The 14,440-nt window shown below is 70.5% G+C and carries 16 protein-coding genes and 1 pseudogene; 11 read left to right on the forward strand and 6 right to left on the reverse strand.

From position 1 onward, the window contains the following. The 7 genes and pseudogenes from ACFYSH_RS29825 (at position 1) to ACFYSH_RS29855 (ending at position 6,548) form a co-directional block, all read left to right on the forward strand. Positions 1 to 900: a carbohydrate ABC transporter permease gene (locus tag ACFYSH_RS29825; RefSeq protein ID WP_359471565.1), complete on the forward strand. Its 900-nt coding sequence runs from the start codon at positions 1 to 3 to the stop codon at positions 898 to 900. 52 nt (positions 901 to 952) lie between these two features. Continuing rightward, positions 953 to 3,355, forward strand: a complete 2,403-nt coding sequence (locus tag ACFYSH_RS29830) for a glycoside hydrolase family 3 N-terminal domain-containing protein (protein WP_359471563.1) — start codon at positions 953 to 955, stop codon at positions 3,353 to 3,355. Positions 3,356 to 3,627: 272 nt separating this feature from the next. Next, positions 3,628 to 3,747: pseudogene (locus tag ACFYSH_RS29835) on the forward strand (hypothetical protein); the annotation flags it as partial. Between the two features lie 27 nt (positions 3,748 to 3,774). Further along, a complete protein-coding gene (locus ACFYSH_RS29840) occupies positions 3,775 to 4,173 on the forward strand; it encodes a hypothetical protein (RefSeq protein ID WP_359471559.1) in 399 nt (132 codons plus the stop codon). A gap of 117 nt (positions 4,174 to 4,290) precedes the next feature. Beyond that, positions 4,291 to 5,391, forward strand: coding sequence for an NADH:flavin oxidoreductase/NADH oxidase (locus ACFYSH_RS29845; RefSeq protein WP_359471557.1), 1,101 nt, complete (start codon positions 4,291 to 4,293; stop codon positions 5,389 to 5,391). A gap of 29 nt (positions 5,392 to 5,420) precedes the next feature. Beyond that, on the forward strand, positions 5,421 to 6,149 hold the full coding sequence (locus ACFYSH_RS29850; protein WP_359471554.1) for a class I SAM-dependent methyltransferase: 729 nt from the start codon (positions 5,421 to 5,423) through the stop codon (positions 6,147 to 6,149). 21 nt (positions 6,150 to 6,170) lie between these two features. Continuing rightward, positions 6,171 to 6,548 carry an ArsR/SmtB family transcription factor gene (locus ACFYSH_RS29855; protein WP_388756496.1) on the forward strand — a complete coding sequence of 126 codons (378 nt, stop codon included), beginning with the start codon at positions 6,171 to 6,173 and terminating at the stop codon, positions 6,546 to 6,548. Between the two features lie 59 nt (positions 6,549 to 6,607). Here ACFYSH_RS29855 and ACFYSH_RS29860 read toward each other — a convergent pair whose 3' ends face one another. Continuing rightward, a complete protein-coding gene (locus ACFYSH_RS29860; RefSeq protein ID WP_359471680.1) occupies positions 6,608 to 7,270 on the reverse strand; it encodes a DUF305 domain-containing protein in 663 nt (220 codons plus the stop codon). 181 nt (positions 7,271 to 7,451) lie between these two features. On the opposite strand from ACFYSH_RS29860, the gene ACFYSH_RS29865 reads away from it, so the two are divergent. Continuing rightward, positions 7,452 to 8,942, forward strand: coding sequence for a hypothetical protein (locus ACFYSH_RS29865; protein ID WP_359471550.1), 1,491 nt, complete (start codon positions 7,452 to 7,454; stop codon positions 8,940 to 8,942). 170 nt (positions 8,943 to 9,112) lie between these two features. Here the strand turns inward: ACFYSH_RS29865 and ACFYSH_RS29870 are convergent, their stop codons facing one another. From ACFYSH_RS29870 to ACFYSH_RS29890, 5 genes are all read right to left on the reverse strand, one after another. Then, positions 9,113 to 9,292, reverse strand: coding sequence for a hypothetical protein (locus ACFYSH_RS29870; RefSeq protein WP_359471548.1), 180 nt, complete (start codon positions 9,290 to 9,292; stop codon positions 9,113 to 9,115). 80 nt (positions 9,293 to 9,372) lie between these two features. Next, positions 9,373 to 10,098, reverse strand: coding sequence for an HAD-IA family hydrolase (locus tag ACFYSH_RS29875; protein ID WP_359471546.1), 726 nt, complete (start codon positions 10,096 to 10,098; stop codon positions 9,373 to 9,375). Positions 10,099 to 10,128: 30 nt separating this feature from the next. Further along, positions 10,129 to 10,824: a phosphatase PAP2 family protein gene (locus ACFYSH_RS29880; RefSeq protein ID WP_388756499.1), complete on the reverse strand. Its 696-nt coding sequence runs from the start codon at positions 10,822 to 10,824 to the stop codon at positions 10,129 to 10,131. Between the two features lie 34 nt (positions 10,825 to 10,858). Further along, on the reverse strand, positions 10,859 to 11,794 hold the full coding sequence (locus ACFYSH_RS29885; protein WP_359471541.1) for a M56 family metallopeptidase: 936 nt from the start codon (positions 11,792 to 11,794) through the stop codon (positions 10,859 to 10,861). 87 nt (positions 11,795 to 11,881) lie between these two features. Next, positions 11,882 to 12,469 (reverse strand): DUF5134 domain-containing protein, encoded by a 588-nt coding sequence (locus ACFYSH_RS29890; protein ID WP_388756501.1) that lies wholly within the window; start codon positions 12,467 to 12,469, stop codon positions 11,882 to 11,884. A gap of 193 nt (positions 12,470 to 12,662) precedes the next feature. Here ACFYSH_RS29890 and ACFYSH_RS29895 point away from each other — a divergent pair, with 193 nt between their 5' ends. From ACFYSH_RS29895 to ACFYSH_RS29905, 3 genes are all read left to right on the forward strand, one after another. Further along, positions 12,663 to 13,121, forward strand: a complete 459-nt coding sequence (locus tag ACFYSH_RS29895) for an IS607 family transposase (protein ID WP_359471537.1) — start codon at positions 12,663 to 12,665, stop codon at positions 13,119 to 13,121. Positions 13,122 to 13,336: 215 nt separating this feature from the next. Continuing rightward, the gene (locus ACFYSH_RS29900) at positions 13,337 to 13,777 is read left to right on the forward strand and encodes an RNA-guided endonuclease TnpB family protein (protein WP_388756504.1); all 441 of its coding nucleotides are present in this window, start codon (positions 13,337 to 13,339) and stop codon (positions 13,775 to 13,777) included. A 111-nt stretch (positions 13,778 to 13,888) separates the two neighbouring features. Beyond that, positions 13,889 to 14,437, forward strand: a complete 549-nt coding sequence (locus tag ACFYSH_RS29905) for a GNAT family N-acetyltransferase (protein ID WP_359471533.1) — start codon at positions 13,889 to 13,891, stop codon at positions 14,435 to 14,437. Positions 14,438 to 14,440: the final 3 nt, after the last annotated feature.

The following is a 14,440-nucleotide window of genomic DNA, read 5'->3' on the forward strand; positions in this document are numbered from 1 at the left end:
ATGTCGACCGACACCCGCCCCGCCTCGTCGCGGCAGTCCGCGACACCCGTCCCGCCGCGTCGCGGCCGCCCGTCCGGACGACGCAAGTCCCTGGGCAACCCCGTGGCCGGCATCGGCTCACTGATCTGGCTGGTCATCGTTCTGGTGCCGCTCTACACGCTGGTCTCCGCGTCGCTGATGCGGCAGGACGAGGCCCTGAACGGCGACCCGCTGGCGATCCCCACGGACCCGACGCTCGACAACTACGTCTTCGTGCTGGACAGCGGGTTCCTCTCGCTGATCGGGAACACCGCGATCGTGGCCGTGGCCACGGTGGCCATCGTGCTGGTGCTCTCCGTCCCGGTGGCCTACGTGGCGGTGCGCACCCGCAGCCGCCTGTCGTCGCTTGCCTTCCGGACCTTCCTGCTCGGCGTCGCCATCCCGGCGCAGGCCGTGATCGTGCCCCTATACCTGATGATCGGAAAGATGGGGCTGTACGACACCCTGTGGGCGATCGTCCTGCCCACCGCCGCCTTCGCGATGCCCGTCGCGGTCCTGGTGCTCAGCGGCACCATGCGTGATGTCTCCGAGGAGATGTACGAGGCGATGGCCCTCGACGGAGCCTCGCCCCTGCGCATGCTGTGGCAGCTGGCGGTGCCGCTGTCCAAGGCCGGGATCAGCACGGTGGCGATCTTCTCCGCCCTTCAGGCGTGGAACGGCTTCCTGTTCCCGCTCATCCTGACGCAGTCGGAGGAGCAACGCGTCCTGACGCTGGGGCTGTTCAACTTCATGAGCCAGTTCGGAGTGAACATCCCCGCTGTACTGGCAGCGATCGTCCTCTCCGTCATACCGATCTTCGCCGTGTACCTCGTGGCCCGGCGGGCGCTGATCAACGGACTGATGGGGGTGGGCGGCAAGTAGCACACCGACGCCGCCCCGGACCACCGCACTCATGAGAGGAACCCCTGCCGCCATGGCAACCCACCCCGTCCCGCACACCCGCCAGGCCGATCCGCCCCCCGCCGTCGACGGCCCGTGGCGCGACCCTGCGCTCAGCCCCGAGGAGCGGGTGGCCGACCTCGCGGCCCGGATGACGCTCGAGGAGAAGGCCGCTCAGCTCTACGGAATCTGGGTGGGTGCCGACGCGGAGGGCGACGGAGTCGCACCGCACCAGAACGACATGGTCGACCCGGTCGACTTCGAGGAGATCACCACACGAGGACTGGGCCAGCTCACCCGCCCGTTCGGCACCGCCCCGGTCGACCCGGGCGTGGGCGCCGTCTCGCTGGCCACGGCCCAGGCCAGGATCTGCGAGGCGGGCAGGTTCGGCATCCCCGCTCTCGCCCACGAGGAGTGCCTGGCCGGCTTCACCGCCTGGGGCGCGACCGCCTATCCGGTCCCGCTGGCCTGGGGAGCGGCCTGGGACCCGGAGCTGGTCGCCGAGATGGCCCACCGAATCGGCAGCGACATGCGGTCGGTCGGAGTCCATCAGGGCCTGGCGCCGGTCCTTGACGTGGTCCGGGATCTGCGCTGGGGCCGCGTGGAGGAGACCATCGGCGAGGACCCCTACCTCGTCGCGACCATCGGTACGGCCTACGTCCGGGGCCTGGAGTCCTCCGGGATCGTCGCCACGCTCAAACACTTCGCGGGTTACTCCGCGTCGGCGGGCGCGCGCAACCTCTCCCCGGTACGTGCGGGCGCCCGCGAGATGGCCGACGTGATCCTGCCGCCGTTCGAGATGGCGATCCGCGAAGGCGGCGCCCGGTCGGTGATGCACTCGTACGCCGAGATCGACGGCCTGCCCGTCGCGGCCGACCCGGCCCTGCTCACCGGGCTGCTCCGGGACACCTGGGGGTTCAGCGGAACGGTGGTCGCCGACTACTTCGGCGTCGGCTTCCTGGAGACGCTGCACAAGGTCGCCGCCGGACGAGGTGACGCCGCGCGGCTGGCCCTCACCGCCGGAGTCGACGTGGAACTGCCCACCGTACGCAGCTACGGCGACGCACTGGTCGCCGCCGTACGCGAGGGACTCGTGGCCGAGGAACTGGTGGACCGCGCCCTGCACCGGGTTCTGCTGCAGAAGTGCGAGCTCGGTCTGCTCGACCGGGACCGCCCCGCCCTTCCCACGGTGCTGGACGGGGTGGACCCGGAGCAGGCGCGCGGCACGGTGGACCTCGACCCGCCGCGGAACAGGGCCCTGGCCCGGCTGCTCGCCGAGCGGTCCTGTGTCCTGCTGGCCAACCCCCGGGGAGCGCTGCCGCTGAGCGGCAGCGGGCGGATCGCGGTCGTCGGACCGCGCGCCGACGATCCCCTGGCCATGCTCGGCTGCTACTCCTTCCCGAGCCATGTCGGAGTCCAGCACCCCGAGGCACCCATGGGAATCGAGGTGCCGACGGTGCTGGAGGCGCTCCGCGAGGAGTTCCCGGACGCGGGCGTCGACTACGCGCAGGGCTGCGAGGTGGACGGTACGGACGCCACCCGGATCGCGGAGGCCGCAGCCCTGGCGGCCGGGGCCGACGTCTGTGTGGCCGTGCTCGGTGACCGGGCCGGACTCTTCGGCCGCGGTACCTCCGGCGAAGGCTGCGACGCCTCGGATCTGGCGCTGCCCGGTCTCCAGGGCGACCTCCTGGACGCGCTGCTCGCGACCGGTACGCCCGTCGTCCTGATACTGCTGACGGGACGTACGTACGCGCTCGGCGGGCGGGGGGACCGACTGGCGGGCTGTGTGCAGGCGTTCTTCCCCGGCGAGGAGGGCGGCCCTGCGCTCGCCGGTGTGCTCTCGGGACGCGTCAATCCCTCCGGGCGTCTTCCCGTGGGCGTGCCCAACGACCCCGGTGGCCAGCCGTGGACGTACCTGCAGCCGCCGCTGGGCCGGTCCAACGGAGTGAGTAATCTCGACCCGACGCCGCTCTACCCGTTCGGCCACGGGCTCTCGTACACCTCGTTCGTCTGGGAGCCCGGTGCCGAGGTGCCGGCCGAACTCCCCACCGACGGCGAGACGGACCTCGAGATCACGGTCCGCAACACCGGCGACCGCGACGGGGCCGAAGTGGTCCAGCTCTACGTCCACGACCCGGTCGCCCAGATCACGCGCCCAGAGGCGCGGCTGATCGGGTACGCCCGGGTGCCGCTCGCCGCGGGGGAGTCCAGGAAGGTCAGCTTCCGTTTTCACCCGGACCTGGTCTCCTTCACCGGGACCGGCGGGCGCCGGATCGTCGAGCCCGGCGACGTGGAGCTGCGTTTCGCCACGTCCAGCGACGTGGCGGACGTCAAGCACACCGTACGGCTGCGCCTCACCGGAGCCGAGCGCACCGTCGACCACCGGCGCCGCATGGTCTGCGCCACGTCGGTCGACGCGCTGGTCGCACAGAACTGACGGGGCCGCGGGGCCGCGCCCCCTCCCCGTCTGCTCCGTCCGCCCGGAAGGTGAGCGGAGACCGTGTCGAAACTTTCGAAGGCATCCCGGCGCGATCGGTCACGGCTCCTCGTCCACGCGTCACTACCGGAAGGAATGTGCCATGCCCCAAGCCCGCCTACGGCACCCTGCGCCAGATCCTGACGCTCGCGCTCGCCGCGGGCCGGCACCGAACCGGCGGCGCCACTGAACGCGGCCGGCGTGCGGGAACCGACGACGACGCACCGCGGCCCGTCCATGCACTGAAATTCTGGATGGTCGACCCGACCGTGGTACTCCAGAACCTCGTGGTGGACACCGGCGGACTCAAGCCCAGCTATCCGGGCCCGCCGGAGAGTCTCCGGCTGAGCTGACCGGAGCGGGACGAGGAGGCGGCAGGGATGGGTATCGAGATCCGGGACACCGAGGGCCACGGTGCGAGGCTGGAGGTGGCCCCCGGCCCCGCGGAGGGGGCTCTCCAGGTAGGGATCCGGATCGAGGGCCCCCCGGGGCCGGCCTCCTCCTGGTCCTGTTCCCCGGCTGCGGCCAGGGACCTGGCCGCAGCGCTCGTCGCTGCGGCCACCGAGGCGGAGAGCGTACGGTCGGCGCGGCCCGTCACCGTCAAGGCGCGTGAGCTGCTGCGCGGCGACGTACGGGACGGCGACCGGCTCATGACGGTGGAGGCCGTCAGGACGGACGGGGCGAACGTCCAGGTGACCTGGACCTCAGGAGGCGGACGGAGCTGGACGCAGATGTACGACGCCGAGGCCGGCATCCGGCTCCGTCGGCGGCTTTCATAGTACGGCGCATCTCGTAGTACGGTGAAAATCGTAGTACGGTGAATCTCGTACGAACAGGCGGCCCGGTGAGCCGGGCCGTCCTGCCGCCCGTCGCTTCCCGAGGAACCGGAGTCCCCTGTGAGTGCACTGTTCGAGCCCTATGCCCTTCGGTCGCTGACCATCCCCAACCGGGTCTGGATGGCCCCGATGTGCCAGTACAGCGCGGACGCGTCCGGCCCCGACACGGGCGTGGCCAACGAATGGCACCGCGCCCACTACGGCGCACGCGCCGTCGGCGGAACCGGCCTCGTCCTGGTGGAGGCCACCGCCGTCAGCCCGGAGGGCCGGATCAGCCCCGCGGACCTCGGCATCTGGAACGACCGCCAGGTGGAGGCGTTCCGGCGGATCACCGGCTTCCTCACCGCTCAGGGAACCGTCCCGGGCATCCAGCTCGCCCACGCCGGACGGAAGGCGTCGACCGACCGCCCCTGGCTCGGTGGTGCCCCCATCGGCGCCGGTGACCCCGAGGGCTGGACGCCGGTCGCACCGAGCCCCCTCGCGTACGACGAAGCGCACACGGTGCCCTCGGAGCTGAGCGTCGAGGACATCCAGCAGGTCGTGCGGCAGTTCGCCGACGCCGCCCGCCGGGCACTCGACGCGGGCTTCGAGGTCGCCGAGATCCACGGGGCGCACGGCTATCTGATCGGCGAGTTCCTGTCCCCGCACAGCAACCACCGCACCGACGCCTACGGCGGCTCCTTCGAGAACCGCACGCGCTTCGCACTGGAGGTGGTGGACGCCGTGCGCGCCGTGTGGCCCGAGGAGCTCCCGCTGTTCTTCCGCGTCTCCGCCACCGACTGGCTGACGGAGAACGCGGACGACCCGCGCGAGGGCTGGACCGCCGACGACACCGTCCGCCTCGCACGCGAGCTGCTCGCTCACGGCGTCGACCTGCTGGACGTCTCGACCGGCGGCCTGGCACCGAAGGCGCGGATCCCCGTGGAGCCCGGCTACCAGGTGCCGTTCGCCGAGCGGGTGCGCAGCGAGACCGGCCTCCCGGTGGCCGCCGTGGGGCTGATCACCGACCCGGTGCAGGCGGAGAAGGTGCTCGCCGACGGCAGCGCCGACGCGGTCCTGCTCGGCCGGGAACTGCTGCGTGATCCCTACTTCGCGCGCAATGCCGCACGCGCGCTCGGCGGCGACGTCCACGTGCCCGCACCGTACGGTTACGCGGTGTGACACCGCCTCCGTGGGTACGCTGAGCGGCGATGTTCACTCCCCAGGGCCCCACGCTGCGCGAACTGGCCGTACAAGCGCTCTCCTCCACGATGCGCGGATACGACCTGCTCGCTCCGAAGTTCGACCTCACGCCCTACCGGACCCCGGACCGGGTGCTCGAAGCCGTCGCCGACGAGGTGCGGCCCCTCGGGCCGTTCGGCCGGGGCCTGGATGTCTGCTGCGGCACCGGGGCAGGCGTGGGCGTGCTGCGTACGCTGTGCCAGGAGCGGGTCACCGGGGTCGACTTCAGTGCCGGCATGCTGGACGTCGCCAGGGCGGCGGACCGCGGGGAGACCGGAGGCCCCGTGGTGGACTGGGTCCGGGCCGACGCCCTCGCGCTGCCGTTCGCGCGTGCCTTCGACCTGGCCCTGAGCTTCGGGGCGTTCGGCCATTTCCTGCCGGAGGAGCGCCCCGCGCTGTTCGGCCAGGTGTACGCGGCGCTGCGGCCCGGCGGCCTGTTCGTCTTCCCGGTGGGCGCACCGCCCGTCGTGGGCTCCCGCGCCTACTGGTCGCTGCTCGGCTTCGACCTGGCCATGCGGACGCGCAACGCGCTGTGGCGACCGCCCTTCGTCATGTACTACCGCACGTTCCCGCTCGCGGGGGTGGTGGACGACCTCGTGCAAACCGGATTCACACTGCGGCTGCTGCCGCTGGAGTCGTTCGGCCGCAGGCCGGACGGCAGCCCTCGTGTCCGGCTCGTGGTGGCGGCCCGTGGATAAAACTACGACGACTCTCGTACAATGAGAGTCCCTGGACGAAGTGGAGCCACCGTGACGACGAACGCCGCTCGCGTGCTCGCCCACCCCTCGCGCGAGGAGATCCGCGTCGAGGGCGTGCTCCATGCGCTCTCCGATCCGATCCGGCTCCGCATCGTGCGCCAGCTGGCCGGCGCGACCGACGAGCAGGCCTGTTCGCACTTCGATCTCCCGGTGTCCAAGTCCACCACCACGCACCACTTCAGGGTGCTCCGTGAGAGCGGCGTCATCAACCAGTACTACCGCGGTACGGCCAAGCTGAGCTGTGTGCGGACGGAGGACCTGGACGCCCTCTTCCCCGGCCTGCTGGACAGCGTGCTCGGTGGCGCGGACCGGCAGGCCGCGCGTCTCGGCCACGGCTGACACGCCCTCCGGCGCGCTACGCGCGGTCGCCCCTGGACGCAGGCAGAGGCCGGCACACCTCAGGACATCAAGCCCCGCATCCGGTCGATCTCCACCGTCTGCTGGGCGGCGACGTCGTTGGCCATCTCCTCGACCAGCACGTTGTTGCCGTCCGCGAGGGCCTCGGTGGCCATGGTGACGGCTCCCTGGTGATGGGTGATCATCAGCTGCAGGAACAGCCGGTCGAAGGCCTTGCCCCGCTCGGCACGAAGCTGCTCGATCTGCTCGGCGGTCGCCATCCCGGGCATCGCCGAATGGTCGTGCGTCTCCTCGCGGTCGTCCCCGCCGTTGTTCTTCAGCCAGCCCTCCATGGCGCCGATCTCCGGTTTCTGGGCTGCCGATATGCGCTTCGCCAGCCGCTCGACCGATGCGGAGGAGGCCCGTCCGGGGACGAGGGCGGTGAGCACGAGGGCCTGTTCGTGATGCTCGATCATCATGCGGGCGTAACGGAAGTCGGCGGAGTTGGGCGTGTCGTCCCCTGCGGCCTTCGCGGCTTCCTCGGCCGACAACGTCCTGGCCGGTTCGCCGGGTTTACCGGGCGCCACGACCGAAATGCCCTTGTCCGCACCGGCGTCGGCCGCTTCGCCGCTGCCGTCGTCGCAGCCGCCCAGAGCGAGGACGGCGGCGGCCACGAGCGTCGTCGTCAGGGCGGCTGAGCGCACGCGTGTGGTTCGACGGGACATCAGCACGGCGACCTCCATGGACACATGAGTCTGTTGCAGACCGTCCTAACACCTTCCACCGGCGGGTGATCAAAAACTTTTATTACGTCTCTGTTGCCATCTGTTGGTGTGTACATGCGAGGGACGATACTGCCGGGATCCAGGAACCGTTCGTCGACGAACGGACACAAGGGAGGACGCAGTGACCTCGTTGCACACCACCAGCGTGCGGCGCAGACGTCTGGGCGTGGCGGCAGCCGCGGCCGGGCTCATCGCGACGCTGTTCACGGCCGGACCCGCGGCCGCGACACCGGACCCGGGTGACACCACCGCCACCCGCAGCGGTGCCACCTCCAGTGAGCAGGCCGAAGCACGGGCCGCGATCGAGAGCGGCGAGATACCCGGCGTGGACGAGATCGTCCACAGCGCCAACATCGAGCACGTCACCAACGTCCCCAAGGACGCGCTCCAGGGGCTCAACACGGACCTGGCCTTCCAGGGCACCTACGCCTACGCCGGAAACTACGACGGGTTCCGGATCTTCGACATCCGCAACCCGAAGAAGCCGAGGACCGTCGCGCAGGTCCTGTGCCCCGGTTCGCAGAACGACATCTCGGTCTCCGGGAATCTCCTCTTCCTGTCGACCGACTCCTCCCGCAGCGACAACTCCTGTGCCAGCACCACCCAGCCGGCCACGGAGAAGTCCTCCTGGGAGGGCATGAAGGTCTTCGACATCAGCGACAAGCGCAACCCGAAGTACGTCGCCGCCGTCGAGACCGCATGCGGTTCGCACACCCACACGATCGTGCCCGAGCGCCGGAGCGTGTACGTCTACGTCTCGTCGTACGCGCCCAACGAGGCGTTCCCGGACTGCCGGCCGCCGCACGACGGGATCTCCGTCATCAAGGTGCCGCGCAGCGCCCCCGAGGACTCCCGGATCGTGAACTTCCCGGTGCTCTTCCCGGACGGCGGCAACCCGGGAGCGCCGGCCAACCCCGGCGTCTCCAAGACCACCGGATGCCACGACATCACCGTGCTGCCTTCGAAGGACCTGGCGGCCGGGGCGTGCATGGGCGACGGTCTGCTGTTCTCCATCGAGGACCCGGAGAACCCGAAGATCATCGACCGGGTCCAGGACAACGTGAACTTCGCGTTCTGGCACTCGGCGACGTTCAACCAGGGTGCCGACAAGGTCGTGTTCACCGATGAGCTCGGCGGCGGCGGCGCGGCCACCTGCAACGACGAGATCGGTCCGAACCGCGGGGCCGACGGCGTCTACGACATCACCGGCAAGGGTGACCACCGCAAGCTGGTCTTCCGTGCCTACTTCAAGATCGACCGCCCGCAGGCGGACACCGAGGTCTGTGTCGCGCACAACGGCTCGATCATTCCGGTGAAGGGCAAGGATCTGATGGTCCAGGCCTGGTACCAGGGCGGCGTCTCGGTGTGGGACTTCACCAACTCCTCGAAGCCGAAGGAGATCGCGTACTTCGAGCGCGGTCCGGTCTCGACGGACGCCGTCACCACGGCCGGCCCGTGGTCGGCGTACTACTACAACGGCTACATCTACTCCAACGACATCGCCAAGGGCTTCGACGTCCTGAAGCTCGACGACCGGCGGACAGACCCGGCGAAGAAGGTGCGGCTGAAGGAGCTCAACGTACAGACGCAGCCGGACTACTTCGACCGCTGATCCACCGGTTCCCCCGCGGACGGCGGCGAGTGCCCCGCCGGACGGTCTCCGCCCGGCGGGGCACGTTTATCTCATTGACCGCTGGGCGGCGCGGGGACATGCTGTACCCCTGATTCCGGCGATGCGGGGGATCGCCGGAATCAGCCGCGGGCCGCGGACCGCCAGGTCGCTCAAGCGGCCGGACGGACGCTCGTGCCCGAGGCGGTGGCCCACTCCACCAGCAGGCGCTGGTACTCCGTCTCGTCTTCGGCGGACAGCAGTCCGCCCGAGCGCTGCCACAGGTCGCGAATCTCTTCGTTGACGACGGAGGCGGGGCGCACGGCGACGGACGTGTTCGGATACGGGGACATGACCACCAAGCTAAACCCCCTCAGGGCCGTCGGACCCACTCCGGGACAGGGATATCCCTCACACCGTCTCCCGGAATCCTTCACGGGAGGTGTGTGCCGGGTGCCTCCACGGGCAGTCCCGGAAGCCCCAGCGCCCGGAGCCCGTCCGGCCGCTCCGCCACGGGCAGATGGTCCACGAAACGCACCTCACAGCCCACGGCGGCCGCGCCGCCGTCCGCGTGGCGGTTGTCACCCACCATGACGACATCGGCTGGATCCAGTTCCAGCAGCGTGCACGCCGTGCGGAACAGGCGTGGATCGGGCTTCTGGACGCCGTGTTCGTAGGACAGGACGTACGCGTCGACGAATGCGTCCAGACCGTGTGCGCGGAAGACGGGGCGAAGGTCCCAGCCGATGTTGCTGACGACCCCGACCGGAACGCCGTTGCCGCGCAGCCCACGCAGCACCTCCGCCGCGTCGGGATACGGCCGCCAGGCGGCAGGGCTCATATGGCGGTCGTACAGCGCGTCGTACAGGCCCGGGTCCGGAAGCGCCACCTGCCGGGCCAGGCCGGTGTACGCCTCCCTGTGCGTCAGCGCGCTGCGGTCGCGGTCGGCCCACGCGGCGGCCAGCGCCGGCGGAATCCTGACGGGGTCCGGGCCCCCGGGCAGCGCTCCGGCATCGGTCAGCCGGCGCGTCCAGTGCTCGAAGTCCGCCTGCCCGACGGAAGCGCCCCGTGCGTCGAGGGCCGCGTGCAGCCACGCCGAGACGGACTCTATCCGGAAGAGGGTCCCGGAGAAATCGAAAAGTACACCTTTGATGGGCATGGGCCGATCCTCGCTGCCTTCGGTGAACTTCTACAAGGGCGCACCCTCGTCGGCCGCCGGCTGCCGGGTGCGCCTGGTGTATCCGGTGTATCCGGCGGCGGAGAGCACGGCCACGGCGACTCCCAGGAGCGTTCCGCCCAGTACATCGCTCAACCAGTGCACGCCTAGGTAGACACGGGTGAGGGCCACGCCGGCCACCGAGATGACAGCGAGAGCGAGTGAGCCCCACCACAGAGCCGGGCGCGCGCCGTGCAGACGCAGCAGCCACACGAGCAACCCGCAGGTGACCGCCGCGGTCATGGCATGGCCCGAGGGGAAGGCCGCGTACTGTGCCGAGTCCACCGGGTCGATCCACCGAGGGCGTTCCCGGCCCACGGCGGCCTTCAGCCCTTGCTGTACGAGCGAGGTGAGCAGACTGGTCGCTGCGACCCACCCCGCGAGCAGCCGGGAGCCGCGCCACCACAGGGCGATCACGACGACGGCGGTCAGCACGCGCATGGTCCACGGGTCCCATACCCAGTCCGTCAGCACCCTGCTGACCTGGACCAGCCCTGGTTCGGTCACCGCCCGGCGGTGCAGCGCCTCGGCCACCGTGGTGTCCAGCGTCATCAGAGGCGACCAGCGGACCGCGACCAGCAGAAGGAGAACGAGGGACAGGGAGACACAGACGAGGCCCGTGGCCGGGATGTGGGCTCGTGTGCGGGGAGGGAGGGGAGGGGAGTGCATGGGGTCGATACTCGTGCATGATCCGCGCGGGAAGCTATCCCAGAGCGCTGAGCCCCGGCACGAAGGCCACCAGCAGCGGGACGGCGGGCACCAGGGCGGCGGCGGCTGTCAGCCTCAGCCGACGGGCCGCAGTGAGCCGCTCCACCGGCGTGAGCAGGCGGTTCACCCTCAGTGGCATGTGGGCGCCGGAGGTCGGAGCCGGTCCGAACACACCCCGGTCCTCGTTGAGTTCGACCAGCGCGAGCGCGATCGTGAGACGCCCGAAGCGCCGGGATGCCACGTCGTCCGCGGCCAGTTCGACGAGGCGGTGCATCTCGTCGCGGAACGCCGCGAACACCGGCACCTGCGGGAACCCGGTCGCGAGTGCGTCCGAGCAGTGCAGGAGCCAGTCGTGGCGGGCCTGCGCATGGCCCTGCTCGTGCGCCAGCACGGCATCGAGCTGACGGCCCTTCAGCCGGCCGAGTGCCGCGGTGGTGATGACCAGTCGGGGAGCCGCCCCCGGCAGCCACCACGCGCCGGGCCGCTCGCCCTCCAGTACGACGAGGCGTCCGCCGCCGGGTTCCTCGCCCGGCAGCAACGGGGAACGGACCAGCAGTTCGGTGCGCCGTCGCCTGCGCCGGGCCCGGGCCCGATGGATCTCCCGTACGAGCATGGCGGCGGTCCAGACGCCGCCGAGGGCCAGCAGCACCGCGATGACCGCCGACCACGGCCCGTAGGCACCCAGGGCGTACGCCTCGACCACGGCGTGCGGAGCGGGGGCGAAGACGTGGCCGCGGACCGCCTGCCAGGCGGCGGCCGCGCTGAAGATCATGGAGAGTCCGAACGACAACAGGACGCCCGCGACCACGCACTGCCACACCCACAGGGCCACGACCGGCTCGCGCTCCGGCCATCGTGCCCTCGCCATCAGGCCCGGGGCCACGACGGCGGCCAGTGCACCGAGCAGCAGGAGCGCGAGGGAGACCAACATGGGCGTCAGCCTATGAGTGCCGCGGTATCCACGGGTATGGCCGCGCGCGCCAAGTGACGTACGACACGGGGCGGGAGCCACGCCGTCTCACAGGGTGAGCAGCATGGCGAACATGGCCATCCCCATGGTCAGCCTGCATCCCAGGGCCAGCTCCGGCCGTGCGAGCCAGGCCGGGGCCGCCGTCACGCCACCGGCCGGCAGACCGACGGGCGTGGGAGCCGGTGCCAGTCGTCCGGCCGAGTGCAGGACGTAGAACGCGTAGTAGACCAGGAGCACTCCCGTCAGCACGGGGACACCTCCGGCTGTGCCTCCTCCGTGTCCGGCGTGGCCGCCCCCCGCGCCGGAGGCCGCTCCCGGCGCCATGGCCCAGGCCATGTAGACCATGGCCAGCGAACCGACCAGATGATGCAGATGGTGGCCGCCGCGCCTGGCGTACACGAGCGCGTGCAGCGAGGCGGCGCCGAACACCACCGCGTAGACCACCCAGATCCAGTCCGGGAACGTGAGCAGCGCGGCGGGTACCGCCATCGCGGCCATCCCGAACCCCATCAGCGCCTCGGCACGCGCCGATCCGCGTTCCCGCTCCGAGCCGTTGTGCGCGCGCAACAGGCAGTAGGCCCCCGTGGCCCCGCACAACACCATGAGCAGCCAGCCGGACGGCGCCGGTCCGTGCACAGTGCACCTCCCCCTACGGCGTGTCACGCCGGTGTCGTCCCATCGATGCCCCGTTCCCGTCGCTCCTACCGGGGCGCATTGGGGTACTGGGGGAGCGCGCCCGGGCCTGTGAGGGGCGGTCGGGGCGGGAGTAAACAACTGTTCTTATCTTTTTCAATGGATATGCGGTGTTCTCTGTGAATACCGTGTTGCTGTGAAGCTTTCGGAGTGGGCGGTGCGCAACGGTGTGCGTTACCAGACCGCGTGGACGTGGGCGAAGGCGGACCTGGAGCGTCAGGTAGCCCGTGCTGTGCAGGGTGCGGTCGCCCGGGGGCTCGTGGTCGCTGATGTGGTGACGGAGGTCGGATCCGGCCTGAACGGGCGCCTCCGTAAGCTGCACCAACTCCTGGCCGATCCGGGTGTGGCCACGATCGTGGTCGAACACCGGGACCGCCTCGCCCGGTTCGGCGTCGAGCACCTCGAAGCGACTCTGTCGGCGACAGGGCGGCGCCTGCTGGTCCTCGACCCGACAGAGACTGCCGATGACCTTGTACGGGACATCACCGAGGTCCTCACCTCGATGTGCGCCCGCCTGTACGGCCGTCGTTCGGCGAAGAACCGTGCGGCTCGGGCCGTCGCCCTCGCCACCGGCCCGCAGGAGGAGGCCGGGTGAAGAAGTTCATCCAGGGTGATGTGCCTGCCGTCGGGCTCGATGCGGATCGTGCGCGAGGACGGTGAAACCCGGCCGCGGCAGAAACAGCTGCGTCGCGCCAGTCGTGTCGTCTCGCGCCGCCGGGGTCCCGACCGGCGTACCGGGCAACAGGCATCGAAACGCTGGGAGGGCCGACCAAACCCGGAACAAGGTGCACCATCGGGTCGCGAACCTGCGTGAGGACACGCTGCGGCACCATCGTCGTCGAGGACCTCAACGTGGCCGGGATGGGCCGCAACCGGCGCCTGTCGCGCCGGGTCGCGGATGCGGCATTCGGTGAGATCCGGCGCCAACTGTCCTACAAGACCCGTCGGCACGGCACCCGTCTGATCGTGGCCGACCGGTGGTTTCCCTCCTCGACGACGTGCTCGCGCTGTGGTGCGGTGAAAGCCAAGCTGCCCCTGAGCGTGCGTGTCTTCGAGTGCGACACCTGTGGACTCGTCCTGGACCGGGACGCGAACGCGGGACACAACCTGGTCGCCCTGGCGACCCGCACCACCCGCCCGTGCAACCAGGCCGGGACGGGGCGGGCAGGTGGCACAATCCCCAGCCCCAGGACCGGGACAGAAACGGGAGACCGTCAACAGGACACCAGAACACAACTCGTACTCTGGTGACACCGTTACGGACCATCCCGGCAGAAACGCCGCCGGGATTGCTGAGATCTATTGATACTCAAAGCAACGGTTAGTCTCGGGTGAGCACAGTCGGCAGCACGGAGAAGCCACATGGACATCGCACCGGCCACGGCACGGGCAGAACTGACCTTCCGCGACGCGACGGAGGACGATGTGCCGGTGCTGGTGCGACTCGTCGAGTCCGCCTACCGGGGCGACACGAGCCGGGCCGGCTGGACGACCGAGGCGGACATCCTCCAGGGGCAGCGCACCGACGCCGACGGGGTGCGCGAGGTGCTCGCGGTACCCGCCGGCCGGGTCCTCGTCGCCGAGCGGGACGGCGAGCCGGTCGCCTGCTGCCAGCTCGAACACCGGGGGACAGCAGCGTACTTCGGCATGTTCGCGGTCACGCCGGAGCTGCAGGGCGCGGGCCTCGGTAAAACGATCATCGCCGAGGCGGAGCGCACGGCCCGCGAGAGCTGGGGTGCGAGCGCGATGCACATGACGGTGATCAACGTCCGCGAGGAGCTGATCGCCTGGTATGAGCGCCGGGGGTACCGCCGCACGGGAGAGCTGACGCCCTTCCCGTACGGCGACGAGCGCTTCGGTGTCCCGCAGCGTGACGACCTCGCGTTCGAGTTGCTGGTCAAGGAGCTCTGAGGC

This window comes from Streptomyces sp. NPDC005791, assembly GCF_042871485.1.
In the GTDB taxonomy this organism is placed as follows: domain Bacteria; phylum Actinomycetota; class Actinomycetes; order Streptomycetales; family Streptomycetaceae; genus Streptomyces.

Excerpts from the sequence above, each read along its gene's own strand:
- ACFYSH_RS29825 (WP_359471565.1), top strand. The coding sequence starts at position 1 with ATGTCGACCGACACCCGCCCCGCCTCGTCGCGGCAGTCCGCGACACCC.
- ACFYSH_RS29830 (WP_359471563.1), top strand. The coding sequence starts at position 953 with ATGGCAACCCACCCCGTCCCGCACACCCGCCAGGCCGATCCGCCCCCC.
- ACFYSH_RS29840 (WP_359471559.1), top strand. The coding sequence starts at position 3,775 with ATGGGTATCGAGATCCGGGACACCGAGGGCCACGGTGCGAGGCTGGAG.
- ACFYSH_RS29850 (WP_359471554.1), top strand. The coding sequence starts at position 5,421 with ATGTTCACTCCCCAGGGCCCCACGCTGCGCGAACTGGCCGTACAAGCG.
- ACFYSH_RS29855 (WP_388756496.1), top strand. The coding sequence starts at position 6,171 with ATGAGAGTCCCTGGACGAAGTGGAGCCACCGTGACGACGAACGCCGCT.
- ACFYSH_RS29860 (WP_359471680.1), bottom strand. The coding sequence starts at position 7,270 with ATGTCCCGTCGAACCACACGCGTGCGCTCAGCCGCCCTGACGACGACG.
- ACFYSH_RS29870 (WP_359471548.1), bottom strand. The coding sequence starts at position 9,292 with ATGTCCCCGTATCCGAACACGTCCGTCGCCGTGCGCCCCGCCTCCGTC.
- ACFYSH_RS29875 (WP_359471546.1), bottom strand. The coding sequence starts at position 10,098 with ATGCCCATCAAAGGTGTACTTTTCGATTTCTCCGGGACCCTCTTCCGG.
- ACFYSH_RS29880 (WP_388756499.1), bottom strand. The coding sequence starts at position 10,824 with ATGCACTCCCCTCCCCTCCCTCCCCGCACACGAGCCCACATCCCGGCC.
- ACFYSH_RS29885 (WP_359471541.1), bottom strand. The coding sequence starts at position 11,794 with ATGTTGGTCTCCCTCGCGCTCCTGCTGCTCGGTGCACTGGCCGCCGTC.
- ACFYSH_RS29905 (WP_359471533.1), top strand. The coding sequence starts at position 13,889 with ATGGACATCGCACCGGCCACGGCACGGGCAGAACTGACCTTCCGCGAC.